Genomic DNA, 19,967 nt, shown 5'->3' on the forward strand with positions numbered 1-19,967 from the left:
ACTAGGCTCGGACGGGTGCATCTGCCCGACCTGCTCGCTGACCTCGACGACGTTCCCGCCGGCCTCCACGACGAGGCGGTGTACGACGCGTTCGTGGCATGGGCCGCGGACCGGGGCCTGCAGTTGTACCCGGCACAGGAGGAGGCCATCCTCGAGATCGCCGCCGGCAGCCACGTCATCCTGGCCACCCCCACGGGGTCCGGCAAGTCGTTGGTGGCGCTGGGTGCGCATTTCGCCGCGATGGCTCGCGGGGCGCGGAGCTACTACACCGCGCCGATCAAGGCCTTGGTGAGCGAGAAGTTCTTCGCGCTGTGCGAGGTGTTCGGCGCCGAGAACGTGGGAATGATCACCGGGGACGCCTCGGTCAACCCCGATGCGCCGATCGTCTGCGCGACCGCCGAGATCGTCGCCAACATCGCACTTCGCGAGGGGGACGATGCCGAGATCGGCCAAGTGGTGATGGACGAGTTCCACTACTACTCGGAGCCGGACCGTGGTTGGGCCTGGCAGGTGCCGCTCATCGAGCTCCCCGACACGCAGTTCCTGCTGATGTCCGCCACGCTCGGAGACGTCGGCTGGTTGCAGGCCGACCTCGAGGAACGCACCGGGCGGCCTTGCGCCCACATCGGCGGCACGCAGCGTCCGGTCCCGCTGAGCTTCGACTATGCCCTCAGCGGCGTTCACGAGTCGGTGGAGATCCTGCTGCGCGAGGGCAAGGCACCTGTCTACATCGTGCACTTCACCCAGGCGGCTGCGCTCGAGCAGGCCCAGGCGCTCACGTCACTCTCGGTGGCCGACCGTGATCGCAAACGAGCCATCGCGGACGAGATCGGCGGGTTCCGTTTCACCACGTCGTTCGGCCGGACCCTCCGCAAACTCCTGCTCCACGGGATCGGTGTCCACCACGCGGGGATGCTCCCCAAGTATCGCCGCCTCGTCGAGAAACTCGCGCAGGATGGCCTGCTCAATGTCATCTGCGGCACCGACACCCTCGGGGTGGGGATCAACGTCCCCATCAGGTCGGTGCTGTTCACGGGGTTGACCAAATTCGACGGCCGCCGTCAGCGAGTCCTCAAAGCCCGGGAATTCCACCAGATCGCCGGGCGCGCAGGGCGCGCCGGATTCGACACCGAGGGGTTCGTGGTGGTGCTGGCCCCGGAACACGAGATCGAGAACGCCAAGGCGGCGGCGAAGGCCCTGGCCAATCCCAAGAAGAAGGCCAGGACCGCAAGGAAGAAGCCCCCGGAGGGCTTCGTCAACTGGTCACGGTCGACCTTCGACAAGCTCGTCGGCGCCCAGCCGGAACAGCTCACCAGCCGTTTCGAGGTCAGCAACTCGATGCTTCTCAACGTCATCTCGCGGCCGGGCAGCTGCTTCGACCACATGCGGCACCTCCTGCTCTCGTCCCACGAGACCCGGGCCCGCACACGGCACCACGTGCTGCGCTCGATCGAGCTGTTCCGCGGCTTGGAGACAGCGGGCATCGTGGAGCGGCTGACAGAGCCCGACGACGACGGACGGCACGTTCGACTCACTGTGGACCTCCAGCGCGATTTCGCCCTCAACCAGCCGCTGGCGCCGTTCGCGTTGGCCGCGATGGAGGTCCTGGACCCCGACTCCCCCACCCCGGAGCTCGACATCGTCTCGGTTATCGAAGCCGTCCTCGACGACCCACGGCCCGTTCTCTACGCGCAGCAGCGCGAAGCCCGCGGCGAGGCGATCGCCTCGCTCAAGGCCGACGGTGTCGAGTACTCCGAGCGGATGGAGCTCGTCGAGGACATCACGTGGCCCCGACCGCTCGACGACCTCCTGTCCGACGCGTACGACGCCTATCGGGCCGGGCATCCCTGGGTTACGGGGATCGAGCCGTCACCCAAGTCCGTCATCAGGGTGATGGTCGAGCGGGGCATGACCTTCTCCGACCTGATCTCGGCATACGGTCTCAGCCGCTCGGAGGGGGCGGTTCTGCGCTATCTCACAGATGCGTATCGGACCCTCCGCCAGACGGTCCCCGCCGACCTGAGGTCCGAGGAGTTCGACGACCTCGTGGAGTGGTTGGGCGAGCTGGTCCGTCAGGTCGACTCGAGCCTGCTCGACGAATGGGAGCTGCTTACCGATCCCGACGTGTCCTCTGAACAGGTCGCGGAGCTGGCCTTCGGTCAATCGGCCGGCGCGTCCAGGCCTGTCACCGCGAATCGGCGCGCCTTCCGGGTGATGGTGCGAAACGCCATGTTCCGCCGGGTGGAGTTGCTCGCCCGGGACGACATCGAACGGCTCGTCGAACTCGACGACGCCGTCCCCGAGCGTCCCGACTGGGATTCCGAGATCGACCCGTACTGGGACGAGTACGACGAGATCGGGACAGGACCCGGCGCCAGAGGCCCTGCGCTGTTCTCCGTCACCGAGTCCGGCCCGGGGGTCGATGCCGGCACGTGGCGCGTCCGCCAGGTTCTCGACGATCCGCAGGGGGACCACGGCTGGGCGATCGAGGCCGTGGTGGATCTGGCAGCCAGTGACGAGGCCGGCGAAGCCAGATTCGCCTCGATCGCGCTGCGCGGGTGAACGCTTCCGGAGCCTGCTCCGAATGGCTGGTCAGAGAGTCCGTACGATATCGAGCGGACCCTGACACGATCATTGGAGGACACCTGTGACCCCCCGCACCCTGTACCTGAGGCTCGCGCTCGCCGAGATGGTGACGTGGACCCTGCTGATCCTCGGCATGATCGGCAAGTACGCCTTCGGGTTGGAGTGGGCCACGACTGTCGGCGGCAGCATCCACGGGTTCGTGTTCCTCTGCTACGCGGTGACGACCGTCGCCGTCTGGATCGACAAACGTTGGCCCTTCGGCACGGGAGTCCTCGGGTTGGCCTCCGCGATCATCCCCTACGCCACCTACCCGTTCGAGAGGTCCGTCCAGCGACGTGGGCTGCTCGCCGGCCCCTGGCGGCTGGGGAAGGACGGGGAGTCCCCCCGGTCGCTGCCGGAGCGGCTCCTCGCGACCGCTCTTCGCTCCCCGATCCTCGCTCTCATCGTGACGGTGATCGTCGTGGCGATCGTCTTCACGCTTCTCCTGGTCGCGGGCAAGCCGACCGAGTGGTTCAGTTGAGCTCCACGCGCGAACCGGGGCGACGCGAACTGAACAAGGCGGACAAGCAGCGGCGCATCCACCAGGCGGCTCGTCAGCTGTTCTCCTCGCGCGGTTACTCGTCCGTGACCACCCAGGAGGTGGCGGAACTCGCCGAGGTCGGCACGGGGACCCTGTTCCGCTACGCCCGATCAAAGGGTGAACTGCTGTGCATGATCGCCAATGAGGACTTCCGGCTCATGGTCGAATCCGTCCCTGACACCGGTGACCCGGTCGAGGATCTCGTCGAACTGTGTGAACCACTGGTCCGGGCACTCGAGAGGCAACCCGAGAACGTCGCCGCCTACCACCGGGAGACGCTCTTCGGCGAGCCCGGTCCGCACCGTGACGAGGCCCAGCAGATCCTCGTGGAGCTCCGCGGCAGCATCGCCGAAGTGCTGGCGCGGCACTGCGGTGGAACGGCGACCGCCGCGCGGCTGACCGGTCCGGCCCAGACCGTCTTCGACGTCATGTACATGACGATCGTGCGCTCCGGAGTCGATCGATCGCCTGATCTCGACCACCGCGGGGAACTCCGCAAACATGTGCGGCGGGTGCTCCACGGGACCCTGGCCGCCGCATCCGCGGTCGGCGCCGAATCGCGCTGAAAACCTCCCCTGGGAGCGTGCGGAGAAGGCCCGGAACCGTACCCCGTTGCCGGCCGCGCCACGGCGACGGGTCAGACTGGCCTCATGAGCGAGGCAGAGCACAACACCGAGCGTCCCGTGAAGGACGCCTCCACCGTGATGGTGATCCGTGACTCCGACGCGGGCCCCGAGGTGTTCGTGGCCCGCCGGGTGAGGGGAATGGCGTTCGCCGGCGGGATGACGGTGTTTCCCGGCGGCGGAGTGGATGCCGCTGACGACGATCCGGACCTGGCCTGGACCGGCCCCGCGCCGCACTGGTGGGCTGACCGCCTCGGATGTGAGGAAGCCCGGGCCCGTCGGCTCGTCTGTGCCGCCGCGCGGGAGACCTTCGAGGAGTGCGGTGTGCTGCTGGCCGATCATCTCGACGGCTCCCCGGTCTCGGACGCCGGGCGCTATCACGCGGCGCGCGCCGAACTCGAGGGCCATCGCATGACCTTCAGCAACTTCCTCGCCACCGAGGAACTCTCGTTGGCAGCCGGCCGCCTCCGCCCGTTCGACCACTGGATCACTCCCGCCGTGGAGAAGCGTCGCTACGACACCCGGTTCTTCCTCGCGGCACTGCCCGTCGGCCAGGAACCCGACGATCAGACGACCGAGGTCGACCTGACGATGTGGGCGCGTCCGGCCGATCTGCTGGGCGACTTCCGCTCCGGGCGGTCCATGCTCCTGCCTCCCACCTGGGTCCAGCTTCACACCCTGTCGCAGTTCGACGACGTGGCGTCGGCCCTCGCCTCGGAGCGGTCGATCGCCCCGATCGAGCCCGCGATCCTCGAACACCGGGGCGGTATCCGGGTGGGCTTCGACGGTTCCGACGAGTACTGGGCGGACTATCAGAGAGGCCACGCCGAGGCCGAAGCCTGAACGCCCGCGTCGGACACTCGCGAACCGCTGACGGACAGCGCGACTCGGTGGTTGACTGCGAGGCATGCCGGATTTCGAGTTCGACGTGGATGCGTCGATCGCGGCCGGGTGGGAGCGCTTCGCCGTCCGCCTGGCCGGGTTTCTGCGTGACCTCGTCCCCGGCGCGATCGTCGACCTGACGGTGCCCGTACTGGGCTCGCATGTCGGGCAACCGCCATTCATCCGATTCACCGCATCGGACGCTGCCGACACCCCCGGGCCCGCCGCCGGCCCGCGTTCGGTCGAGGCGGAGGTGTCCGGAGGAGGCACCGAGGACGACCCGGTCCCGCTCCGTACCGCCCAACTCGACCAGCTCGCGGGCCTGGGTTGGGAGATCCCGAACGAGCTGTCGTCGACCGCCGGTCCCCGGTTACGACTGCCCGCGTACGAGGCCGGTCATCTCGCGCACCTGGTGGCCGGGACCATGGAGCGTGTGTTCGGGATCCCCCACCCCGTGTTCCTGCATGACGTGGTGGATTCCGATGCGGTCCCTCAGGGCAGCCGCCCCGGTGCCGACCCGCACGACCATCACGAGACGGCTCTGACGGCCACCTCCGGCACGGCAGCTCCGGTTCCGGTGGCCGACGACGTCGATTTCCGGCCGATCACGATCACCGACCCGGACCAGGCGACCCGGGCGGTGGGCGCGGCGTTGTCCGACGTGTACAACGGCCGCCTCGAGGCGGACGAGCACGACGTGTTCACCGTTCCCGCCGGCTGTGTGGTCCTGTTCGTCCGGGCACACAGGTCGATGCCCCTCATCGTGTTCCGCAGCCCGCTGGTCTCGACGGTGGAGGACGCCGCCGCCGCCGAGACGGAAGTGGCGATCCTCAATCGTGACTCGCAGTGGTGCCGGTACGTCTTCGACGGCAAGACCATCGTGGCCGAGTCGGAATTCGTCGACAGGGTCTTCGTCCCGGTCAATTTCAAGATCCAACTCGCCGAGATCGTGGCGGAACTGGATGATGTCTACTCGGATCTCGCTCGTCGCGTCGCCGGCAAACAATGGCGCGACCTGCACTCTGCTGACGACTCCGGGGCCGGCGAACAGTAACATGTGACTCTGCCGGGACCGGCCCGGTGAACGGCCCGTCCCAGGAGCGTCCCATGAGCCGCGTCGTCCTCGCCGCCATACTCGCGGCCACGGCAGCCGCTTCCGGCGCCTGCTCGTCCTCCCCGTTCGGTGCCGACGAGCATCGCCCCACCCACGCCCCGGCCGGTTCGGCTGCGGGCCCGGTGCCGACATCCCAGCAGTTCGACCGCCCGTTCCCGGTCGCCGGTGAATCCTGGGACGCAACCGTCACCCTCTCGAACCTCCGGATAGTCCCCGCCAGCGCCTACGCGGACACGGTGCTCGCAGTCGACGTGCGCGCGGTCCAGTCCGCCGGACAACCCGAGATCGGCCCGGCGTCCATCACGGCCTACTCCCCCTCCGGTGCTCAGTTCGAACGGATCGAGGACCCGGCCGGGCTGATACCGGACCCGCTCGTTCCCACCGTCATGACCTCACCGGGTCAGGGGATCCGGGGCATGGTGGCGTGGAGGATGCCCGCCACAGACCGCATCGGTCGTCTCGAGGTGACCACGCCGCGGACACTGGCCTCGGTCACCGTCACGCTCCAGCCCGTCGATCCCGCCGTCCAGACGACCACCTCGTCGGCGTCCTGAGCCGCCCGGATCACGCGCCGTCCAGATACACCCAGCGTCCGCCGCGGCGCCGGAACTCAGATCGCTCCCGCATGATGCCGGGACCGTCCACGTCGGTGAAGCGCGCCTCGAATTCGACGACGCCGTCGTCGTCGTCAGCCACTCCAGCGACCACCTCCAGGACGGTGAGTCCGGTCCACGTCGTCCCGCCGACCTCCACGGTGTCGGGCCTGGTCCGTGGGTGCCACGTGCGCCAGAGATGGTCCGGTCGCCCCAGCGCGAACGCCGTATAGCGGGACCGCATCAACTGCTCGGCGGTCCTCGCCGGGACCCCGTCATCGACGAGGGGTCCGCAGCAGTGCCGGTAGTCCGCGCCTCCGCACGGGCATGGGGCCATGGTGTTCTCCGTTCGCTCAGCGCCCGGCCAGGCTACCCGGGGTCCCGCCCCCGTTCAGGCGCGCGGCGCCGTGCCCGGGCGGCGAAAGGGACTAGCCTGGCCCCTGTCATGGCCTCCCTTTCCTCCTTTCGGTCGCTCGCGCGCCGCCGCTCCGACCCCGATCTCGCACCTCTGCGGATCCGGTCGTGTCGAGACCTGTGCAACTGGAACGCGACCCCCGTGGAGCGCCGCGGGGAGCCGCTGTTCGCCTGCCGCGGCTGTGGCTCGCAATGGGTTCCGAGCGAGCACTGGACCCCACGCGAGGCCAGTGGGCACATCCCGCCGGAGGTCCTCGAGATTCTCCGCGCCGAAGACTGACGTCGCCCAAACGGGAGCAGGGCAGCCGCTATAGGGTCACCACATGACAACACCCCCTCTCCCCGTCATGTCGGCCGCGAACGCCGGGACCGTCGATGCAGTGCTTCGCCGTTCCGCCTCCCGATTCCCCGATCGGGTCGCCCTGACCTTCGCCGACCGCCGCTGGTCGTACTCGGAACTCGACTCCGCCGTGGACAGGGTGGCAGCCGAGCTCACCTCGCGGGGCCTGGAGCCGGGCTCCCGCATCGCGGCCTACGGGGTCAATTCCGACGCATACCTCATCTCCTTCCTCGCGACCTCGCGCGCCGGCTACACCCACGTCCCTGTCAACTACGCGCTCACCGGCGGAGAGCTCGAGTACCTCCTGACCGATTCCGGGGCATCGCTGGTACTCGTCGACCCGGCGCAGGCGCCGACGCTGGATGCGGTGCTCGACAACCTGCCCGGCCTCTGCTCACTTGACCTGCAGCCCGCTGCCGGCGGGCACGTCGACGGCACGGTGCTCGGCACCGCACTGGCGCCCGGCGAGACCACGCCCGTGGACTCCTCCGCCTCCGGCACCAGCCTGGCGCAGCTTCTCTACACCTCAGGGACCACCTCGCGACCCAAGGGCGCGATGATGACGCATTCCGCGCTCATCCACGAGTACGTGAGCTGCATCCTGGCGCTCGACTTCGACATCGACGACGAGCCGCTTGTCGCGATGCCCCTCTATCACTCGGCGGCGATGCATGTCTTCACGCTGCCGTACCTCTCGCTCGGGGCCACGGTGCATCTGATGGCCGCGCCGGACATCCCGGAGATCCTCCGCCGCGTCGAAGAGGACGGCATCAGGTCCCTCTTCCTGGCGCCGACGGTCTGGGTCCCGCTGGCCTCGCACCCGGACCTGGAGACGCGCGACCTGTCGAGCCTCACCAAGGCGCAGTACGGCGCATCGATCATGCCGGTCACCGTCCTCCAGCGGCTCCGGACAAAGTACCCGGACCTGGGTTTCTACAACTGCTTCGGGCAGTCGGAGGTCGCCCCGCTCGCCTGTGTACTCCGGCCCGAGGAGCACGACGCCCGCCCGGCCAGCGCCGGTCGCGCGGTGTTCTTCGTCGAGGCCCGTGTCGTCGACGAGACCGGGGCGGAAGTCCCCGACGGGGAGCGCGGAGAGGTGGTGTACCGCTCGCCCCAGCTGTGCAGCGGTTACTGGAACAAGCCCGAGGCCACCGAGGAGGCGTTCCGCGGCGGATGGTTCCATTCCGGGGACCTGGTCGTGCGCGACTCCGAGGGTTTCCTCGAGGTCGTCGACCGCATCAAGGACGTCATCAACACCGGCGGGGTCCTGGTGGCCTCACGCGAGGTCGAGGACGCGGTCTACCGGGACGAGCGCGTCGCCGAGGTCGCCGTGATCGGAACCCCGGATCCCAAGTGGATCGAGGCCGTCACCGCGGTCGTCGTCCTCAAGGACGGCGCCGACGCCACCCAGGACGAGATCATCGACGGGACCCGCGCCCATCTCGCACCGTTCAAGGTGCCCAAGCGCGTCGTCTTTGTCGATGAGCTCCCCCGCAACCAGTCCGGCAAACTCCTCAAGCGCGAGCTCCGGCAGGACTGAGCCGGTCTCCCGCCGCGGGGACGCTGGCGTATCGATCACGCGGTGCTCCGACGAATCCGGGCCAGCACCTCTTCGGAGATCAGTTCAGGGTACTGCTCCGGCAACCAATGTCCCCCTCCCCGGACGGGGACGAACCGGTAGTCGGCGGCCATCCGGCTCGCCGTGGCCTCCGCACCGCTGCGTGCGATCGCCATGTCCCGGTCTCCCCAGACGAAGGTCGTGGGCACGGCCACGTCCGGCAATTCGTATCTCCGCATCGCCCGGTACCAGTTGAGCGCTCCCGTCAATCCGGCTCGAATACCCACCACGTTCAGGTGTTCGGCCACCAGTTCCTCGGGAACGTCGCCGGCGAACATCTCCCGCAGCCGCCGTGCGCCGCCCTCCAGCAGAACGTCCTCAGCTTTTCCCTGCTGGCGGAACAGAGCGAAATAGGCCGAGCGCTGCTGTTGGTCAGGATCCGTCGCCACCGCGTCCGCGAATGCTCCGAGGTGGGGAACGGACACCGCAGTTAACGACGCGAGCTCAGTCGGCCGGTGTGCGGCCAGCCACCATGCCACGGACGCGCCCCAGTCGTGTCCGAGGAGATGGAAGGTCCCGAGTTCCAGCTGCGCGGCGACGGCGAGGACGTCCTCCGTCAGGCGCTCGATCGCGTAGTCCCCGACTTCGGCGGGCCGGGCCCCGGGCGAGTACCCGCGCTGCAGCGGGGCCACGACCCGGACGCCGTTGCGCGTGAGAATCTCCGCCACAGGGCGCCACTCGTGGGCACTCTCGGGAAAGCCGTGGAGGGCCAGCACCGTGGGCACAGGCTGTCTGCCGGGTAGCGGCTCGACCGCATCCCACACGAGCACATCGAGTTGTCCGACCTGGGTGTCGACCGTCCTGCTGCGGAGCCTCATGGCCGGACACTATCGCCTCGGACTGCTCACCGTGGCCGCCTGTCCCGGGGCGGCCGGGCGACCGCGGCCGCGTCCGCTGTCCGGGAGCGGCGATGATGCCAGTCCCGGACGAGCCACATCTCCACCACCAGGGGGTCGACGGCGCACTCCGCCGCCCACTCCTCGACCACGCCCAGGTAGCGCTGGAACCGACGAGGGGTGAGCCGCGACGCGGAGTCCACCTCGGTCCAACCCGAGTGGATCAACGTCCCGATCCCCGCGGGGTCGACAGGAACGATGCGCTGGTCAGACCACGCCATCGCGAGCGAGGACAGATAGAGCGACGCCAAGGGGTAGCCGAGGTCGGGAACCCCTCGGCCCGCCCTCCCCTCGGGGGCACCGTGCCGCAGCAGGTTCATCGCCTCCGCGGGGGCGTCGAGCCAGTCGACGACGTCATGCAGGACGAGCGGGTAGCCGTGGGAGTAGGCGGATCGCCACCCGGTCCGGTCACGATCGGGCACCCGGAAATCCGGGAGGCCACGCCTGATCCCCGAGCGTGTGGGATGCGAGGACAACCAGGCCGCGCACATGTACAACGCGACCACGGATTCCTCCAGGCTGCCCCGCGCTCGTCTCCCCGCAGCCCACAGATCGCTCCGCCGCAGATAGCCGGTACCTGTCTCGACCCGGCCACCATCCGGGCCCCCACCCACGAGCCGCAGGTCGACGCCCTTCTCCGCCAGTCGCAGATTCCAGAGGTCGAGATCCACCCCCACGTACTCGTCCGCCACCAGCAGTGCCGGCGGCTGCACCCTGCACCAGTCGGCGCAGGCCTCGGGAAGCGGTGGAATGTGGCCGGGTCCGGTCGTGGTCATACCCGCACGGTGTCACGCGGGTCCGACATCAACGGGCCCAGGAGCCGGTCAGTCGTCGGCGAACGCCTCCAACGGCGGGCACGAGCAGACCAGGTTCCGATCGCCATAGGCGCCGTCGATGCGACGAACCGCAGGCCACACCTTCGGCCGCCACGTGGCGCCGAGCGGATAGCCGGCGACACTGCGGGGGTACGGGTGGCCCCACTCGTCCGCGGACACGCTCTCCGCGGTGTGCGGCGCGCCGCGCAGCGGATTGTCCTCGACCGGCCACTCCCCGGCAGCGACGCGGTCGATCTCGGCCCGGATCGCCGCCATCGCATCGCAGAACGCGTCGAGTTCGGCGAGATCCTCACTCTCCGTGGGCTCGACCATGAGGGTGTTGGGGACCGGGAAGCTCATGGTGGGGGCGTGGAAGCCGTAGTCCGCGAGCCGCTTGGCGACGTCGTCGATCGATACGCCCACCGAATCGATGAGCGGACGGATGTCGAGGATGCACTCGTGTGCCACCCAGCCGCCCTCGCCCGAGTAGAGGACCGGGAAGTGCTCACCGATCCGGCGGGCCAGGTAGTTGGCGCTGGCGATCGCGGTGAGCGTGGCCCGCCGCAGGCCGTCGGCCCCCATCATCCGGATGTAGGCCCAGGTGATGGGCAGGATCGACGCCGAGCCGAAGGGCGCCGCGGCCACCACGCCGCCCGAACCCAGACCGTCCACATGCGGATGACCCGGCAGGAACTCGCGCAGATGCTCGGCCACCGCCACGGGCCCGACGCCCGGGCCGCCTCCACCGTGCGGGATGCAGAACGTCTTGTGCAGGTTGAGGTGACTGACATCGCCACCGAAACGGCCCGGACGAGCCACGCCCACGAGCGCGTTGAGGTTCGCGCCGTCGATGTACACCTGGCCGCCGGCATCGTGGACGATCGCGCAGATCTCCTCGATATCGTGCTCGTAGACCCCGTGGGTCGACGGGTAGGTGATCATGATCGCCGAGAGCTCACCCGCATGCTTGTCGACCTTGGCCTTGAGGTCGTCCACGTCCACGTCGCCGTTCTCGCGACACTTCACCACGACGACCTTCATGCCCGCCATGACCGCCGAGGCGGCGTTGGTGCCGTGGGCAGAGGAGGGGATGAGACACACCGTGCGGTCGTCGTCCCCACGGGACCGGTGGTAGGCGCTGATCGCGAGCAGACCCGCGTACTCGCCCTGGCTCCCCGCGTTCGGCTGCAGGCTGACGGCCGCATACCCGGTGATGTCGACGAGCCACTGCTCGACGTCGCCGACCAGCTGCCGGATACCGGCGTTCTGGTCCGCCGGCGCGAACGGGTGGAGCCGATTGAACTCCAGCCACGTGATGGGTTCCATCTCCGTGGTCGCGTTGAGCTTCATCGTGCAGGAGCCGAGCGGGATCATGGTGCGATCCAGCGCCATGTCCTTGTCCGAAAGCGCACGCAGGTAGCGAAGCATCGCGGTCTCGGTGCGGTAGCGGACGAACGCCTCGTGCTCGAGGAACGAGCTCGTGCGGTCACCGTAGGTCGGGTCGACCATCACCTCGAGGCCGGCGGCGTCGGCCACGTCCTCGACCCGGGCTCCGAAGGCCTCGAGCACCAGGGAGACGTGGTCCCCGGTCGTGGCCTCGTCACAGGAGATGGACACGTGGTCGTCGTCGACCTTCCACAGGTTGACCCCGCGCTCGGCCGCCGCGGCGAGCACCTCGTCGGCACGGCCCGGGACGCGTGTCAGAACCGTGTCGAAGAAATCATCGTTGACCACCTCGACACCGGCCATCACGAGCCCGTCCGCCAGCACCGCTGCGTGCGCATGGACGCGCCGCGCGATCGCTGTGAGTCCCTCGGCACCGTGGTAGGAGGCGTACATCGCGGCGAGCACCGCGAGCAGTACCTGCGCGGTGCAGATGTTCGACGTGGCCTTGTCCCGGCGGATGTGCTGCTCCCGCGTCTGCAACGCGAGCCGGTACGCGACGCGCCCGTCCGCGTCCGTCGACACGCCCACCAGACGCCCGGGGAGGTTACGGGCGTGCGCGGTCCGGCAGGCCAGGAAACCGGCGTGCGGGCCGCCGAAGCCCATCGGCACACCGAAGCGCTGGGTGGTGCCGAAGCACGCGTCCGCACCTTTCTCCCCCGCCGGGGTCAGGACGGTCGCCGACAGCAGGTCCACTCCAGCGGCGACCATCACGCCGCGCTCGTGGCACTCCTCGATCAGCTTGGACACGTCCGCGACCCGGCCCGAGGCGCCGGGGGTCTGGACCAGGGCGCCGAAGAACTCGCCCTCCGGCAGGCCGCCGTCGATGAGATTCGCGGTGACGATCTCGATGCCCAGGGGCTCGGCGCGAGTGGCGAGGATCGCCGCGGTCTGGGCGAAGACGTCGACGTCGACGGCGAAACGGTGACTCTTGGACGAACGGTTGGCCCGCCGCAGCATCGTCATGGCCTCGGCAGCCGCGGTGCCCTCGTCGAGCATGGAGGCGTTGGCCATGTCCATGCCGGTCAGGTCCGAGACCATCGTCTGGAAGTTGAGCAGGGCCTCGAGCCGCCCCTGGCTGATCTCCGGCTGATACGGGGTGTAGCCCGTGTACCACGCCGGGCTCTCGATGATGTTCCGGATGAGGACCGGCGGTGTGAGCGTGTCGTAATAGCCCTGACCGATCATCGACACCGCCACCGTGTTGCGGTCCGCCAATGCTCGCAGCGCCGCGAGCGTGTCCGCCTCCGACAGTGGTTCGGGGAGCGCATCGATTCCGGCGGCGCGACCGTCAGACCCCACCTCGTCCACGATCACCGACGGGAAAGCCCTGTCCGCGAGTTCGTCGAGCGACGACACCCCGATGGTGTCCAGGATGCGGGCGAGCCCGTCGGCGTCGGGCCCCAGATGGCGGGAGACGAACTCGCCTCCGGTCCGGGCGGTGTGCGGGGTCGTCGTCACAGGTGCTCCTCGAAGGGCGGGGCCACCCGGGATGGGCGGCCGGCGGGCCGGTGCTACCCTCTCCGCTCTGTCCCCTGCCGACTGATGCCGGCGCCTGAGAGATTCGCCGACCGGACCGCCGGCCGACTTTCCCCTTGGGCGGGTGGTCGATTCCACCGCTCTCCAGAGGCGCTCGTCGACTACACGGTCCGGGTGCCTGAGAGATTCTCGGAGAGGAGTTGCTCCTTCGGCGCCCGCGGCACGAAGCCGCGGGACTCTCCCGTGAGTCGCGTGAACGCGTCCCCGAGTCTAGACGACGCGGGCGCCCTAGCCGGTACGCCGTGACGCCCGCGCACGCCGCCTGGCGGCGAGCTCGTCCTCGAACGGGGCGACGATGTCGTCTTCGGTGACCGTCTCCGCCGGGAATTCCGAGATGGACCCGGCCAGCTCGCGCATGGCACCGCCGATGCCGATCCCGAATACTCCCTGCCCGCCCTGCAGGAGGTCGAACACCTCTTCCTTGGAGGTGCACTCGAACACCGTGCGCCCGTCCGAGAAGAGAGTGATCGTGGCCAGGTCCTGGACACCGCGCGACCGGATCTGATCCACGGCCTTGCGGATGTTCTGCAGTGAGATACCGGTATCCAGCAATTGCTTCACGATCTTCAGGACGAGAATGTCCTTGAACGAATACAGGCGCTGGCTTCCCGACCCGGCCGCGTTGCGGATGGACGGCACCACCAGGTCCGTACGAGCCCAGTAATCCAGCTGACGGTACGTGATGCCCGCGATCTGGCAGGCGATCGGGACGCGATATCCGCTCGTTCCGTCCGGGATCCCGTCGTCCGGGAACAGCCCGGGCTGCACCTCGTCGAACGTGGCCTGCGTGGCCTCGTTCACATCCCCGAAGAGATTGTTCGACTCTGCAACGACGGTCGGCTCCGGAATCCGGGGGTGGTCGGCCACATTTGCTCCCTCAAGCTGCGGGTGCCGCCACATTCGTGGCCGCACGGTACCGGGCCGCGAGGCCCGAATCCTGGACGCGTGAACACCATCGGTGTAGTTCACTGAGGGCAACGCTATGCCTGCCGTCCCCCTCGATCAATAGGACACGCGGTAATCCTCAACCTCAAGTTGAACTTTAGAGTCTGCGCCTGCCTGGGAGAAGGTAGTCAAGTGACTTGTGTGACTTGAAAAACTGCAGGTCAGCAGACTCAGGACGACGGACTTCCGGGCTCCTCGGCCGGCCCGCCCCCTCCGAGGAAATCATCGGGACTGACCTGGTCGAGGAACTCGCGGAAGGCCTCGACCTCCTCCTCGCCCTGCTCCACCAGCGAGATCCCGACCTCGTCGAGGACCTCCTTGCTCACTAGCACCGGTGCAGAAGTGCGCAGCGCCACCGCCACCGCGTCGGACGGCCTCGCCGAGACCCTCGTCGTTCCGAACACGAGCTCGGCGATGAACGTCCCCTCGGACACTCCGACGATCTCGACCTGGTCCAGAGACTGAGAGAAGGTCTCGAGAAGAGTCACCACGAGATCGTGGGTCAGTGGTCTGCTCGGCTTGACGCCCTGCTGTTGGAGACTGATCGCGGCGGCCTCGGACGCGCCGATCCAGATCGGCACGTACCGGCCCCCCTCCTTCTCGTGCAGGACCAGGACGGGTGCGTACTCGGGTTCCTCGAAACGGATTCCGACCACGTCGACCTCACGCATATTGCTCACCATTGTCTCAGCCTCTCGACATCTCCAGCGTAGCCTTCATCCACGGCCCGGCGAGCGGAGCGCGCGCCGGGCGGGCTGGCAGGTTCAGGATTCGAGCGCGTGGCGCACGGCGACGGTCACGAGAGTCGAGTGGAGCGCAACAGACAGTGCCGCGATCTCCCGAGCCAACTCTGCGGCACGGTCGCGCGCGTCGGCATCCCCCTGGCGCGCCACCGGCCCGGCGATCTGAGCGATGAGGCCGGTCTGACGATCTGCCGCCGTCCGGAATCCCCGCAGGTGCCGGACGTCCACACCATGGGCGCCCAGGTCGTGGGCGGTGCGCGCGATCAGTACCGATTCGGGATCGAAGAAGCCACCCCGCCCGGCCGTGATGAGTCCGGCGTCGATCAGGGAGTCGACGAGTTCCGCCTCCACGCCGGCCTGCTCGACGACGTTCTCGCGGGTCATCCGCTTCAGCGAATCGCTGCGGAAATCGTCAGGTTCCGACCCCGGAACGCCCTCGGACCCGGGGCGCGGGAGCAGAGTGGTCGTCGATCCGTCGGCGATCGCCGCGTCGAGGGCATCCAGCTCCTGCCGGATCACCTTCAACGGGAGATACCGGTCACGCTGCGCCGTCAGAACGTATCGGAGCCGTTCGCGGTCCTCGACGCTGAACCGCCGGTAACCACTCGGCGTTCGCTGCGGCGTCACCAGACCCTCGTTCTCGAGGAACCGGACCTTTGACACTGTCAGATCCGGAAACTCCGGCGTCAGTAGTGCGATGACCCCGCCGATGGAGAGAAACTCCTCCCCGGCGGCGCCATGACCGGCTGCGGTCACTGCCCGGGCGTACCCGTCAGGAACACCAGACGGAACTTGCCGATCTGCACCTCGTCGCCGTTGGCGAGCGACGCGGAATCGACCGGCTCACGATTGACGTAGGTACCGTTCAGCGACCCGACATCCACGACGGTGAAGCTGCCACCCTCGCTGCGGAACTCCGCGTGCCGCCGGCTCACCGTCACGTCATCGAGAAAGATGTCGCTGTCCGGATGCCGACCGGCGGAGGTCGTGGCCTGGTCCAGCAGAAAACGCGACCCGGCGTTGGGGCCACGCTTGACCACGAGAAGGGCCTGCCCCTCGGGGAGCCCCTCGACACCGGTCACCGACGAGTCCGACTGAGCCGCCTGCTGATCGGTTTCATTGAGGAGCTCCGCGCGGAACACGGAGGTGGTCTCGGCAGTCGCCTCGGGCATGTTCTTGTTCTCGGTCACGTTAGTCTCTCCTCGTCTGAGCCCGGGCGTGGGGCTCACGGTGCGCTGCAATTGATTCTATGCCGGACTACCCATCCGCGGGGCCGCGGGGCGGAGCAGTCGGTCCACTCACCCCTCCGTGATCTTGGCGTACCCGTCCGAGTCCAGGGTCTGCTCGAGCTGCGCCTCGAGGTCGTCCACATCGGAGATCTCCAAAACGACGATCCAACCCTCCCCGTACGGGTCCGAGTTGACCAGTTCGGGAGAAGTCTCGAGCGCCGAGTTGACCTCGACGACTTTTCCGGTCAGCGGTGCGTACAGATCGGAGACGCTCTTGGGGGACTCGACCTCGCCGAAGGACTCACCGGTCTCCGTCTCCCCGCCGACCTCCGGGAGCTGGACAAAGACGATATCGCCGAGCTTGGACTGTGCGTACTCGGTGATGCCGATGCGGACGCGGGTATCCGACACCCGCTCCACCCACTCATGCTCATCGGTGTACCGGAGCTGGTCGGGGATGTTCTGATCGCTCACTGACGTGCCCTTCTCGAGTGGCTCACTACAGATTCCATCTGGCGACATTACACACCGTCGGGCGCCCTCACATCAGTCGATCCGGGGTCACGTGCGGGAAGAGCCACAGTGGTTCTGCGTGCCTGCCAGACATAGATGCCCCCACTCCAGACGTAGAGACCGACGCCCCAGTAGAGACATGCTTCGCCGACGACCTCGAGACCTGCGGCTCCCACGACCCCGGCGTTACCCGCCAGAATGAGCGGCAGGGACCAGAACAGCGCAAACGTCGCCGCCTTGCCCAGGTAGGTCACCTCCGGCTCCAGTCCCCGCCGGCGATAGACCGGCAGCGTCACCAGCAGCAACGCGTCGCGGACGAGCAATACGACGACAACCCACAGAGGGATATAACCGGCGATCACGAAGGTGACGGGGACGACCGCGACGAGGATCCGATCAGCGATCGGATCCAGTTTCTCCCCCCAGGTAGACCGCATGTTCCACAATCGTGCGATCTTGCCGTCGAGCCAGTCGGAGACGACGACCACCCCGAGCACCCACAGAGCCAGCGTCGGGGCGTCCCACACCAGGACAGCCACGACCAGGACGGGAATCAGGGCTATACGACAGAGCGAGATCGCGTTGGGAAGCGTCCAGAATCGGTCGCTCACCCCCTTTTCGCGGGGCGACACCTCGGCGCCGAGCCCCGGTGGAACCGCTGCCGAGAGGTGTCCTCCCCGGGGCGGCGGAATCTTGGCCCCGAGGACCTTGCCCTCGCCGGTTCGCCATTCGCGCAGATCGGTTTCTCGCCTGCCGTCGCGTGCCGCGCTCATCGGAACGTGGACATCATCCCGGAAAAGACACTTCCGCCGGCCGCCATCGGGTTGTCGTGGACCATGTATGTCCAGGTCGAGGTGGGTCGCGCCATCTCGTTGGCCGCGAGATCCACACCGGAGTCGGAGAACTCGATCTCGTCGAAGGTCTTCTCCGACTCGGTCACCGCATCGGAGGCGAGATCCCGGAAGTGATCGATAGCGATCCGGTGGAATTCATCGAGTGGGTTCTCACGACCCAGGGCGCGGAGGTGGATCGATTCCCTGACGTCGTTCATCGCTTCCAGATGCTCGGCCCAGCCCCGGTCCAGATGCCAGAGCATGATCTCCCGGCAGCCCCGGACCACGGCGTCCCGACCGTGCGCGTCGACCAGGCGCGCGCTGCGCTCCGGGTCGTGTTCTGTCAGTTCTTCGAACGCCTTGTCAGTGAGCAGGAGCGTCGAGCGTCTCTCGGCGAGGATGTCTCGCTGCTCCGCCAGAAGTCGGCTGTAACGCCAGGTATTGGAGTGGATCTCCAGCATCTGTCCCTCAGTGACCCGCTGCGCATGATCCACGGCATCCCGCCCACGATTGCCCTTGAGTACACCGGAGATCCGGTCGTGGGCGGTGGGCAGCTTTTCCGGCTCGAGGGCCGAGGTGACGACCGGGTCGTCCATGGCGGCGAAGAAGACCGAGCTGCCCGGATCGCCCTGACGTCCGGCCCGGCCTCGGAGCTGGTTGTCGAGGCGCTCGGTACGGTGCCTTCCGGTCCCGACCACGTGCAGGCCACCGAGTTCCACCACCTCGTCCCGACGCGACTCATCGGATCCTCCCAGACGGATATCCGTGCCACGACCGGCCATCTGCGTGGATACCGTGACATTGCCGATGTCACCGGCCTCCGCGATGATCGTCGCTTCCTCCTCGTCGTTCTTGGCGTTGAGCACGGCGCACTCGACGCCCTTCTCCGCCAGCCGGGCTGCTAGCGCTTCGGACTCGGCGACGTCATGTGTGCCGACGAGCACGGGCTGCCCGGTCTCATGTATCGAGGCGACGTGATCGACGATGGCGCGGGTCTTACTGTCGGAATCGATGTAGGTCCGGTCTGGCTCGTCGAATCGGATGTTCGGCCGGTTGGGCTCGATCTGCGAGACCCCGAGCGAATAGAACTCCCGTAGCTGGGGACCGGCGGCCAACGCGGTGCCCGTCATCCCGCAGACCTTGGCGTAACGGCCGATGAACCCCTGGACGGTGAGACTGTCGAGGATCTCGCCCGACTCCGATACGGCCACCTCCTCCTTGGCCTCGACCGCTGCTTGGAGGCCGTCCGGCCAGCGCTGCAGCTCGGCCACGCGACCACGCGAGGCATTGACCAACTGCACCCTGCCGTCACGGACGATGTAGTCGACATCTCGCCGCAGGAGGAAGCACGCGTGCAACGCCACATTGACCTGGACGAGAGTGGAGCCCACATGGTCCGCGTCGTAGAGATCGGTGATCCCCAGTTCCTTCTCGACGGCTTCCGCGCCATCATCGGTCAGATAGATGTTGCGTCGTTCCGAGTCGGTCTCGTAATGCCGTCCGGGTCGGAGCTTTCTCACCGCCGCCAGGACCTCTCCCGTGGGCGCGTCTCCCGACTTCGAACCGGCGAGTACCAGCGGGACCAGGGCCTCGTCCACGAGAACCGAGTCGGCCTCGTCCACGATCGCCACATCGGTGGCCGGCGAGATCCGGTCGTCGGGGTCGGTCACGAGCTGCTCGCGCAGCACGTCGAATCCGATCTCCGACACCGAACCGTAGGTGATATCGCTGGCATACGCCGCGCGCCGTTCCTCGCGCGTCGCCCCCTCTGTCACGAAGCCGACAGAAAGGCCCAGGAGCTCGAACATCGGTCCCATCCAGCGGGCGTCGCGGACTGCGAGGTAGTCGTTCACCGAGATCACGTGCACCGTGTGGCCCTGGAGGGCGTAGCCGGCTGCCGCGATGGCACCAGAGAGCGTCTTGCCCTCGCCGGTGGCCATCTCCACGACGTCTCCCTCGAACATTCTCAGCGCGCCCTGGAGCTGGACGTCGAACGGTCGAAGGTCGACCGTCCGGGCGGCCGACTCTCTGGCCAGCGCGAGAAATCGGGCGAGGTCCTCCTCGGACTCGCCGAAGAGCTTCAACCCGTGGGCGGTGTCCGCGAACTCGCCGTCGGCCAATCCGGCCGCCCAGTCGTCGAAGTCATGCGAGGCCTCGACCGCGCTCTGCGCACGTGAGGTGTCCCGGCCCTGGGTGGAGCCCATCAGCTTCCAGAAGCGGTTGGCGAATCCCACGTGGGCGTCCTTCCCGGTCACGAACAG

At 68.0% G+C, this 19,967-nt stretch carries 19 protein-coding genes and 1 riboswitch; of the genes, 8 read left to right on the forward strand and 11 right to left on the reverse strand.

Going from position 1 to position 19,967, the window contains the following annotated elements; translation table 11 throughout:
• The first annotated feature begins 15 nt into the window (after positions 1 to 15).
• The 6 genes from K3888_RS04555 (at position 16) to K3888_RS04580 (ending at position 6,339) form a co-directional block, all read left to right on the forward strand.
• A complete protein-coding gene (locus K3888_RS04555; RefSeq protein ID WP_230929031.1) occupies positions 16 to 2,562 on the forward strand; it encodes a DEAD/DEAH box helicase in 2,547 nt (848 codons plus the stop codon).
• 85 nt (positions 2,563 to 2,647) lie between these two features.
• Entirely contained in the window at positions 2,648 to 3,106 is a 459-nt protein-coding gene (locus K3888_RS04560) for a DUF3817 domain-containing protein (RefSeq protein ID WP_230929032.1), read from the forward strand.
• Positions 3,103 to 3,732, forward strand: coding sequence for a TetR/AcrR family transcriptional regulator (locus K3888_RS04565; RefSeq protein ID WP_230929033.1), 630 nt, complete (start codon positions 3,103 to 3,105; stop codon positions 3,730 to 3,732). Before K3888_RS04560 ends, K3888_RS04565 begins: the two co-directional genes overlap by 4 nt.
• Before the next feature lie 84 nt (positions 3,733 to 3,816).
• The gene (locus tag K3888_RS04570) at positions 3,817 to 4,632 is read left to right on the forward strand and encodes an NUDIX hydrolase (protein ID WP_230929034.1); all 816 of its coding nucleotides are present in this window, start codon (positions 3,817 to 3,819) and stop codon (positions 4,630 to 4,632) included.
• A 64-nt stretch (positions 4,633 to 4,696) separates the two neighbouring features.
• Entirely contained in the window at positions 4,697 to 5,725 is a 1,029-nt protein-coding gene (locus tag K3888_RS04575; protein WP_230929035.1) for a TY-Chap domain-containing protein, read from the forward strand.
• Positions 5,726 to 5,778: 53 nt separating this feature from the next.
• The gene (locus tag K3888_RS04580; protein ID WP_230929036.1) at positions 5,779 to 6,339 is read left to right on the forward strand and encodes a hypothetical protein; all 561 of its coding nucleotides are present in this window, start codon (positions 5,779 to 5,781) and stop codon (positions 6,337 to 6,339) included.
• A 10-nt stretch (positions 6,340 to 6,349) separates the two neighbouring features.
• Here the strand turns inward: K3888_RS04580 and K3888_RS04585 are convergent, their stop codons facing one another.
• On the reverse strand, positions 6,350 to 6,715 hold the full coding sequence (locus tag K3888_RS04585) for a YchJ family protein (protein WP_230929037.1): 366 nt from the start codon (positions 6,713 to 6,715) through the stop codon (positions 6,350 to 6,352).
• Between the two features lie 108 nt (positions 6,716 to 6,823).
• Here K3888_RS04585 and K3888_RS04590 point away from each other — a divergent pair, with 108 nt between their 5' ends.
• Both K3888_RS04590 and K3888_RS04595 read left to right on the forward strand, forming a co-directional pair.
• On the forward strand, positions 6,824 to 7,072 hold the full coding sequence (locus K3888_RS04590) for a hypothetical protein (protein WP_230929038.1): 249 nt from the start codon (positions 6,824 to 6,826) through the stop codon (positions 7,070 to 7,072).
• A gap of 43 nt (positions 7,073 to 7,115) precedes the next feature.
• The gene (locus K3888_RS04595) at positions 7,116 to 8,672 is read left to right on the forward strand and encodes a fatty acyl-CoA synthetase (RefSeq protein ID WP_372459526.1); all 1,557 of its coding nucleotides are present in this window, start codon (positions 7,116 to 7,118) and stop codon (positions 8,670 to 8,672) included.
• Between the two features lie 35 nt (positions 8,673 to 8,707).
• Here K3888_RS04595 and K3888_RS04600 read toward each other — a convergent pair whose 3' ends face one another.
• From K3888_RS04600 to secA2, 10 genes are all read right to left on the reverse strand, one after another.
• Positions 8,708 to 9,568 carry an alpha/beta fold hydrolase gene (locus K3888_RS04600; protein ID WP_230929039.1) on the reverse strand — a complete coding sequence of 287 codons (861 nt, stop codon included), beginning with the start codon at positions 9,566 to 9,568 and terminating at the stop codon, positions 8,708 to 8,710.
• Positions 9,569 to 9,594: 26 nt separating this feature from the next.
• On the reverse strand, positions 9,595 to 10,422 hold the full coding sequence (locus K3888_RS04605; RefSeq protein WP_230929040.1) for an 8-oxoguanine DNA glycosylase OGG fold protein: 828 nt from the start codon (positions 10,420 to 10,422) through the stop codon (positions 9,595 to 9,597).
• Positions 10,423 to 10,470: 48 nt separating this feature from the next.
• Positions 10,471 to 13,365: an aminomethyl-transferring glycine dehydrogenase gene (gene gcvP / locus K3888_RS04610; protein ID WP_230929041.1), complete on the reverse strand. Its 2,895-nt coding sequence runs from the start codon at positions 13,363 to 13,365 to the stop codon at positions 10,471 to 10,473.
• Positions 13,366 to 13,539: 174 nt separating this feature from the next.
• Positions 13,540 to 13,637, reverse strand: a riboswitch (glycine riboswitch).
• Positions 13,638 to 13,671: 34 nt separating this feature from the next.
• Positions 13,672 to 14,244 carry a MerR family transcriptional regulator gene (locus tag K3888_RS04615; protein ID WP_295647885.1) on the reverse strand — a complete coding sequence of 191 codons (573 nt, stop codon included), beginning with the start codon at positions 14,242 to 14,244 and terminating at the stop codon, positions 13,672 to 13,674.
• Between the two features lie 314 nt (positions 14,245 to 14,558).
• Positions 14,559 to 15,059 (reverse strand): bifunctional nuclease family protein, encoded by a 501-nt coding sequence (locus tag K3888_RS04620; protein ID WP_230929095.1) that lies wholly within the window; start codon positions 15,057 to 15,059, stop codon positions 14,559 to 14,561.
• Between the two features lie 93 nt (positions 15,060 to 15,152).
• Positions 15,153 to 15,887 carry a transcriptional regulator FtsR gene (ftsR, locus tag K3888_RS04625; protein WP_230929042.1) on the reverse strand — a complete coding sequence of 245 codons (735 nt, stop codon included), beginning with the start codon at positions 15,885 to 15,887 and terminating at the stop codon, positions 15,153 to 15,155.
• Entirely contained in the window at positions 15,884 to 16,303 is a 420-nt protein-coding gene (odhI, locus tag K3888_RS04630; RefSeq protein ID WP_230929096.1) for an oxoglutarate dehydrogenase inhibitor Odhl, read from the reverse strand. Before odhI ends, ftsR begins: the two co-directional genes overlap by 4 nt.
• Positions 16,304 to 16,429: 126 nt before the next feature.
• Positions 16,430 to 16,834, reverse strand: a complete 405-nt coding sequence (gene gcvH, locus K3888_RS04635) for a glycine cleavage system protein GcvH (protein WP_230929043.1) — start codon at positions 16,832 to 16,834, stop codon at positions 16,430 to 16,432.
• 47 nt (positions 16,835 to 16,881) lie between these two features.
• Positions 16,882 to 17,646, reverse strand: coding sequence for a CDP-alcohol phosphatidyltransferase family protein (locus K3888_RS04640; RefSeq protein ID WP_230929044.1), 765 nt, complete (start codon positions 17,644 to 17,646; stop codon positions 16,882 to 16,884).
• Positions 17,643 to 19,910, reverse strand: coding sequence for an accessory Sec system translocase SecA2 (secA2, locus tag K3888_RS04645; protein WP_230929097.1), 2,268 nt, complete (start codon positions 19,908 to 19,910; stop codon positions 17,643 to 17,645). The genes K3888_RS04640 and secA2 overlap by 4 nt, the downstream gene beginning before the upstream one ends.
• Positions 19,911 to 19,967: the final 57 nt, after the last annotated feature.

This window comes from Dietzia aurantiaca (assembly GCF_021033825.1).
Classification (GTDB): Bacteria; Actinomycetota; Actinomycetes; order Mycobacteriales; family Mycobacteriaceae; genus Dietzia; species Dietzia aurantiaca.